Origin of the sequence: Roseofilum sp. SBFL, from assembly GCF_017746885.1 — a bacterium.
Classification (GTDB): Bacteria; Cyanobacteriota; Cyanobacteriia; order Cyanobacteriales; family Desertifilaceae; genus Roseofilum.
Window position 1 is genome coordinate 1 of sequence record NZ_JAGHZH010000011.1, and the last position, 6,630, is coordinate 6,630.

The following is a 6,630-nucleotide window of genomic DNA, read 5'->3' on the forward strand; positions in this document are numbered from 1 at the left end:
AAAAGACCAGAAACGAGCGAAAGAAAGCCACAAAAGATAGAGCAAGAAATTGCGTTGTAAGTCAGGAGCCGGATGAGGTGAAAGTCTCACGTCCGGTTTTGAAGACGAGCCAGAGGGGTGACTCTCTGACTTAGTTTAACTTTGCTTTTTCTATAATCTAGCTTCGCGGATGTTGATGCCAGGAAGTGCGGATATTTTCAAATTGATTAATCGAGATGAATTATCCCATGTCCGTCTTTATCAAAAAATCATTCCGGAAGCGATGACGGTGTTTCCCCATTCGCTCGATCAAGTTTATGAAATGTTCGATCAAGCCGTGCGCCATGAATGTCAGTGGACAAACCATATTATTGGCAACCAAATCCTGGGAGTTACGGATGCGAGTACGGAGCAGTATACGAAGTACTTGGCGAATATTCGCTTAGGAGCGATCGGTCTTCCGCCTTTGTACGCGGATGATAAGTACAAGAAGAGTCCCTATGCTCATCTAGAGCGCTTTTCGGATACGAAGAAAGAAGGTCATACGAAGGCGAATTTCTTTGAAGCGGGAGTCACCAGTTATGTGATGTCCTCTGGAGTAACCGGATGGGATGAAATCTAGGAATTGCAAGCTGTAGCTCTCTTTGAGGTCGTTAATGTGATGGGGGTTTAGCGTCCCCAGTTGTGCGTTCGGCGATCGCCACGCTATGGTGATCCCCGTCGCCAACGCAGCTCAATTCCCATCACAGTTTGGCTCGTAAAAGATCATCATCGGCTATGAGGGGTATCACCCATTGTTTAGAAGAATTGGGAGAGGATAGGAACATAACGAATTAGGAAAAATAAGCATGTTAACTAGCACAGAAGGAGTATCCGACTATATCTCAGATCTGTTTGGCTCAGTCGGTTCTATCAATGCCATCTCTTTTGAAGAGTGGTTTTTCCTGCAAACAACCTTCCAAATACTCAGTTCTAACTGTGAAGAACACAAAGCAGTACATCGTATCTTAAGAGCGGTACGGCGAGGACAAATCAAAATTATCAGAGAATCCGTAGCCAGCTAGAGCAATGTCTAGGTCGATCGCCATCATACTCTGCATCGCGAAGCGATCGCCTTAATCTAAACAAAGTCCAAGTTTCGCGATCGCTTCCCCAGTGGCGATCGCTATGGTACAACTATCATACTTACATCTGATTATTGATATCAGGCCAAAATGCAGGTTAAATCGGAGCATCTAGAGATCATTCGCGCTCATGCACAGGAGTGTTATCCGCAAGAGTGCTGTGGAGTATTGTTGGGTAGGGTTGAGGAAGATAAGAGGGTTTTGGTAGAGGTGGTGCGGACGGAGAATGGTTGGAATGAAGAGATGGCAGAGCAGCTAGAAGAAATGGGGATGGGGGGAAAGACGAAACTGGAGCGGTATACGATCGCCCCCCAAACCCTGCTAACCTTACAAAAAGATGCCCGTTCTCGCCATCTCCAGATTGTGGGATTCTATCATTCCCATCCCGATCATCCCGCTGTGCCTTCGGAGTGCGATCGCCTCTTAGCTTGGCCAGATTACCACTATATTATTGTCTCCGTCATCCAAGGGCGCGCCACAGTGATTAACGACTGGGTTTTAGATAGAGATCGCCAATTCCAACCCTCGCAACTCGAAAATATTCTTAACACAGATACCCACGGGTGAAAGAGAGCGTTACAATAAGAGACTCAATATGGGAAATTCTTGCAACTTGTCCCCTAAACTTCTATGCTCAATCCTAATCTGGACGATATTCAACTCATCCCAGAAGAGTACGAACGCTACTCTCGCCATCTGATTTTGCCAGAAATTGGACTGGAAGGGCAAAAACGCCTCAAAGCGGCCAGTGTTCTCTGTATCGGTACAGGGGGTCTCGGCTCACCCCTACTGCTCTACCTAGCAGCAGCCGGTCTCGGACGCATTGGTATCGTTGACTTTGATATCGTCGATCGCTCTAACCTTCAACGTCAAGTCATTCACGGCATATCCTGGGTCGGGAAACCCAAAATTGAATCGGCTAAAAATCGGATTCACGAGATTAACCCCTCTTGCCAAGTCGATCTGTACGAAACACGCCTAAGTTCAGAAAACGCCCTAGAGATCGTTGAACCCTATGACATCGTAGTGGATGGAACGGATAACTTCCCCACCCGCTATCTGGTGAATGATGCCTGTGTTTTACTCAATAAACCCAATGTTTATGGGTCAATTTACCGGTTTGAAGGACAAGCCACTGTCTTTAACTATGAAGGGGGACCCAACTATCGCGACCTCTATCCCGAACCCCCACCGCCGGGAATGGTTCCGTCTTGTGCAGAAGGAGGCGTGTTAGGGATTTTACCTGGAATGATTGGAGTCATTCAAGCGACAGAAACTGTCAAAATTATCCTCGGTTCCCCAACAACGTTAAGCGGTCGTTTGCTCTTATATAATTCCCTAGATATGAAATTCCGGGAGTTAAAATTAAGACCCAATCCAGAGCGCCCGGTCATCGAAAAATTGATTGATTACGAGCAATTTTGTGGCATTCCTCAAGCCAGAGAACAGGAAGCTCAACAGCAATCGGCAATTCCGGAAATGACAGTTACCGAATTGAAAGCCCTGCTCGATAGTAGTGCCGACGATATACTGTTAATTGATGTCCGCAATCCCCATGAATACGACATTGCCCAAATTCCTGGTGCAGTATTGATTCCTTTACCGGATATTGAAGAAGGCACAGGGGTCGATAAAGTGAAGGAATTGCTTAATGGTCATAAGCTAATTGCCCATTGTAAGATGGGAGCGCGATCGGCTACAGCTTTGGGTCTTCTCAAAGAAGCAGGCATTGAAGGTATTAATGTAAAGGGCGGAATTTTAGCCTGGAGTGATGAAGTCGATCCTTCTGTGCCGAAATATTAATCTTTAGCGAGTAGAGAGTCCACTCCTTTATATCCACAACCTTAATAGAACAAGGGGCCCCTAGCCCCTTGTCTCCCAAGGAGAGATGAATGTCATATCAACCCAAAAATTAAGACAGAGGCCCAATATCAGCTAAATCCAAAATTTGGGGAATTAAGTCCTCACGCTTCACCGCCATCAGATGGACACCATGACAGATATTGCGAGCTAGTTTAATTTGTTCGGCGGCAATTTTCATGCCTTCTAAGAGAGGTTTTTCTGCATTGGCGAGGCGCTCGATCAAGGAATCGGGAATATGAACACCAGGCACACAACGCTTAACAAATTTGGCATTTTTAGCGGATTTGAGTAAGAAAATTCCGGCTAAAACAGGTTTATCCGAGCCGGCTGCAACTTGGGTCATGAATTTATCTAAACGCTCAAAATCAGTGACCATTTGACTTTGGAAAAACTGAGCGCCAGCATCTAACTTTCTTTTAAATCGTCGTTGCAATCCTGACCAACTGTCAAGTTGGGGGTCTACCGCAGCTCCCGCTAAGAGGTTGAGGGGGCCATCGGGAAGTTTCTTTTGATGAGCGTCAAACCCTTGGTTGAGGAGGTCAATGACTTTCAACAGACGCACTGATTCGAGTTCAAAGACGGGGCGACCATCGCCATAATCTCCAGCCTTTGGCGGGTCTCCAGTGAGGGCGAGAATATTGTGAATGCCTAAAGCGTTGGCCCCCATGAGATCGGCTTGAATGCCCATACGGTTACGATCGCGGCAAGCCACTTGACAAATGGGTTCAATCCCTTGTTGCAATAAAAGCACGCTGGCAGCCAAAGGGCACATGCGTAAAACAGCACGACTTCCATCTGTAATATTGACGGCATGAACCCGGCCTTTCAGGTGTTTAGACATTTCTATCATATGGCTGGTGTCACCGCCTTTGGGGGGCATGACTTCAGCCGTGACTAGGAATTCTCCTGAATGTAAGGCTTGACGAAAAGAATTAACCATAATAAAAAAGTAATGTTATTTACAAGGGACTGGAATAGCCGAGGGCTTTTTTAACTTCAGCTAAGGTAGAAGAGGCGATCGCTTCTGCCTTCTGCCGACCTTGGCGCAAAACTGATTCTAGATACGGGCGATCGCCCATAATTTCCTGATATTTGTCTTGAATGGGTTTGAGCGCTTCTACCACGGTTTCCGTCAACAAGGGCTTAAATTGTCCCCATCCCATCTCTTGACATTCTGCTGCTACTGCTTCCTTCGTTTGTCCAGAGAGTAGCATATAGAGGCTCAATAGGTTATGACATTCTGGCCGGTCTAAATTATCAAATTCTAAGCCCCGAACGGGATCGGTTTTACAGCGCTTAATTTTGCGGGCGATCGCCTCTGGGGGATCGAGTAAACTAATTCGACTTTGTTCGCTCGGATCGGACTTTGACATCTTTTTCGTGCCATCCGTCAAACTCATCACCCGTGCGCCTTCTTTTCTAATCAAAGGATTGGGTAACTTCAGTACCGTTTCTCCTTTGCCATAGAAATGATTAAAGCGAGCAGCAATATCGCGAGTGAGTTCTAAATGTTGTTTTTGATCTTCTCCCACGGGCACGCGATCGGCTTGATAAAGTAGAATATCTGCTGCCATTAACACGGGATAATCTAACAATCCTGTGCCCACATTTTCGCCCTGTTTAATTGCTTTTTCCTTAAACTGAATCATATCTTCTAACCAGTTTAGAGGGGTAATACAGTTAAGCAACCAGGTTAATTCACTATGGGCAGGGATATGGGATTGAATAAAAATAGTACTATGCTCTAAATCAATACCACAGGCTAGATAGAGCGCCGCAATGGTATAAGTATCGGCGGCTAGGGTTTCTGGGGTATGAGGAACTGTGATTGCATGGAGATCGACCACACAAAAATAGTTTTCATATTCGCTTTGTCCCTCAACCCAGTTCCGGATCGCACCTAAATAGTTACCGAGATGAAGGTTACCGGTGGGTTGAACACCAGAAAGAATGCGCTGTTTACTCATACTTTTGGGAAGGGACGGCAGAGGTCAAGGTTGGACAGGTCAGCTTAGGAATATAGCCAAAAACCAGGGTTAGGCGCTAACCTGCCCAGAAAATGACGAGAGAGGTGGTTTTTGGGTATTAATTTTTATTACAATACACTAATCTGGAACAAATTGTTAAATTTTGAGGGTGAATTCAATCATGGACTCAAGATCCGACTCAAGAGCAGGGGAGGGCGATCGCCAGCACCTGCAAGAATGCATTGAGCTAGCCCATAAACTGGAAACCCACGAGAGGGCTAAAGCAGAATTTAGACAATGGTGCGATCGCCTGGCACAAGAAAATCCCCAAGCTGCTGCTCTGCTCACCCTCCTCTGGGAAGAAGCGATCCGAGCGAACCGCTCTGCCCTCTTTTGGGAAGAACTCAGCAATGTAGAAAAGCAACTGTGCGATCGCATGACCGAAGAAACGATTCAGTTACAGCAAAACTATCTCCGTTTGGTGCAAGAGCAGTAACGTTGGTCATTACAGCGCTTTGCTCTGTATGTCATTGCGAAGGTTGCGCCAGCGGAATCAAGCAATCTCTTCCCTATTGCCTAGCGCAAAGCGCAAAGTACTATACTTACTGAACTCAATCATTGCCATGCCCATTATTGCTGACCACTTAAGTGGTGGATATCACCAAAACCCGATTGTTAAACAGATTAACCTGAGTTTAGAGACTGGAGAATGGTTGAGTTTAGTCGGGGCTAATGGCTCCGGTAAATCCACGTTTCTCAAACTATTGAGTCGTTTGCTCTCCCCCCAAGAAGGTGTTGTATTATTAGAAGGTCGCTCCATTCATGAGTTGTCTCCCAATCAGGTGGCGCGTCAGTTGGCTATTTTACCCCAACAATCCTCACCTCCCATGGGGCTAACCGTGTATCAGTTGGTCAGTTTAGGGCGTAATCCTTATTTGGAATGGTGGCAATGGGATTTAGAATCAGGCGATCGCCAAGCGGTTGAAGAGGCTTTAGAAGAAACCGAGCTACAAGCCTACCGCGATCGGCCTGTCAGTGAACTTTCTGGAGGAGAGCGCCAACGGGCCTTTCTCGCCTTAGCCTTAGCCCAAAATCCCCAGGTACTGCTGTTAGATGAACCCACCACCTATTTAGATATCCATTATCAACTGCAATTGTTGGACTTATTAAAGCGTCTGAATCAAGAGCAAAACCTAACGATGATCACGGTTTTACATGAAATTAATTTAGCCGCTCGATATAGCGATCGTCTCGCCTTCCTCAAACAAGGTCAGTTATTCACCGTTGGCTCCCCAGAAACCGTCTTAACCCCAGAAACCCTAGCGGCTGTTTTTGGCGTGCAAGTTGCCGTGATTGATACCCCAGTCGGTTTACAGATCTGTCCCCTCTTTGCCGATCCTCATCTCTCCACCTAGATTAATCCAAACTTGCCCACTAATTTTCATGACTAATCTGTTATGGCAGAGAAAGAGTTGGTTAGGACAGTTATAGGTTATTGTTTGAGGCAATAGGCACGAATAGCAATAGAAAATGTCCTCACTCTCCTTTTCCCTGCTATATCCCTCTTTTGTCACTCTGCCGAATCAAGTGAGAATTAAGTGAAGGGATTTATGCTGACGAAAAAAAGTATTGAAATTGATTGACACGGTGCAGCAATGGGTGAAGTGATGAGAGTAATTGCCAATCCGGAAAAACTT

At 46.0% G+C, this 6,630-nt stretch carries 7 protein-coding genes and 1 pseudogene; 6 read left to right on the forward strand and 2 right to left on the reverse strand.

The genetic code is table 11. From position 1 onward, the window contains the following. Window positions 1-145: 145 nt before the first annotated feature. From J7545_RS00655 to moeB, 4 genes and pseudogenes are all read left to right on the forward strand, one after another. Window positions 146-601 (forward strand): annotated as a pseudogene (locus tag J7545_RS00655) (ribonucleotide-diphosphate reductase subunit beta); the annotation flags it as partial. A 226-nt stretch (window positions 602-827) separates the two neighbouring features. Next, complete coding sequence (locus tag J7545_RS00660; protein ID WP_271945245.1) at window positions 828-1,043, forward strand: hypothetical protein; 216 nt, start codon at window positions 828-830, stop codon at window positions 1,041-1,043. Between the two features lie 150 nt (window positions 1,044-1,193). Continuing rightward, a complete protein-coding gene (locus tag J7545_RS00665; RefSeq protein ID WP_318700459.1) occupies window positions 1,194-1,670 on the forward strand; it encodes a M67 family metallopeptidase in 477 nt (158 codons plus the stop codon). Window positions 1,671-1,733: 63 nt separating this feature from the next. After that, entirely contained in the window at window positions 1,734-2,906 is a 1,173-nt protein-coding gene (gene moeB / locus J7545_RS00670) for a molybdopterin-synthase adenylyltransferase MoeB (protein ID WP_318700458.1), read from the forward strand. Window positions 2,907-3,015: 109 nt separating this feature from the next. Here the strand turns inward: moeB and J7545_RS00675 are convergent, their stop codons facing one another. Both J7545_RS00675 and trpS read right to left on the reverse strand, forming a co-directional pair. Beyond that, window positions 3,016-3,906, reverse strand: coding sequence for a methylenetetrahydrofolate reductase (locus J7545_RS00675; protein WP_318700457.1), 891 nt, complete (start codon window positions 3,904-3,906; stop codon window positions 3,016-3,018). A 19-nt stretch (window positions 3,907-3,925) separates the two neighbouring features. After that, window positions 3,926-4,933 (reverse strand): tryptophan--tRNA ligase, encoded by a 1,008-nt coding sequence (trpS, locus tag J7545_RS00680; RefSeq protein ID WP_318700456.1) that lies wholly within the window; start codon window positions 4,931-4,933, stop codon window positions 3,926-3,928. A gap of 181 nt (window positions 4,934-5,114) precedes the next feature. Between trpS and J7545_RS00685 the strand changes: the two genes are divergently transcribed. Both J7545_RS00685 and J7545_RS00690 read left to right on the forward strand, forming a co-directional pair. Further along, window positions 5,115-5,429, forward strand: coding sequence for a hypothetical protein (locus J7545_RS00685; RefSeq protein ID WP_318700455.1), 315 nt, complete (start codon window positions 5,115-5,117; stop codon window positions 5,427-5,429). 127 nt (window positions 5,430-5,556) lie between these two features. Then, a complete protein-coding gene (locus tag J7545_RS00690; RefSeq protein ID WP_318700454.1) occupies window positions 5,557-6,348 on the forward strand; it encodes an ABC transporter ATP-binding protein in 792 nt (263 codons plus the stop codon). The last annotated feature ends 282 nt before the right edge of the window (window positions 6,349-6,630 follow it).

Bases quoted from the DNA above. Each gene is read 5' to 3' on its own strand.
- J7545_RS00690 (WP_318700454.1), top strand. From the start codon at position 5,557: ATGCCCATTATTGCTGACCACTTAAGTGGTGGATATCACCAAAACCCG.
- moeB (WP_318700458.1), top strand. From the start codon at position 1,734: ATGCTCAATCCTAATCTGGACGATATTCAACTCATCCCAGAAGAGTAC.
- trpS (WP_318700456.1), bottom strand. From the start codon at position 4,933: ATGAGTAAACAGCGCATTCTTTCTGGTGTTCAACCCACCGGTAACCTT.
- J7545_RS00660 (WP_271945245.1), top strand. From the start codon at position 828: ATGTTAACTAGCACAGAAGGAGTATCCGACTATATCTCAGATCTGTTT.
- J7545_RS00665 (WP_318700459.1), top strand. From the start codon at position 1,194: ATGCAGGTTAAATCGGAGCATCTAGAGATCATTCGCGCTCATGCACAG.
- J7545_RS00685 (WP_318700455.1), top strand. From the start codon at position 5,115: ATGGACTCAAGATCCGACTCAAGAGCAGGGGAGGGCGATCGCCAGCAC.
- J7545_RS00675 (WP_318700457.1), bottom strand. From the start codon at position 3,906: ATGGTTAATTCTTTTCGTCAAGCCTTACATTCAGGAGAATTCCTAGTC.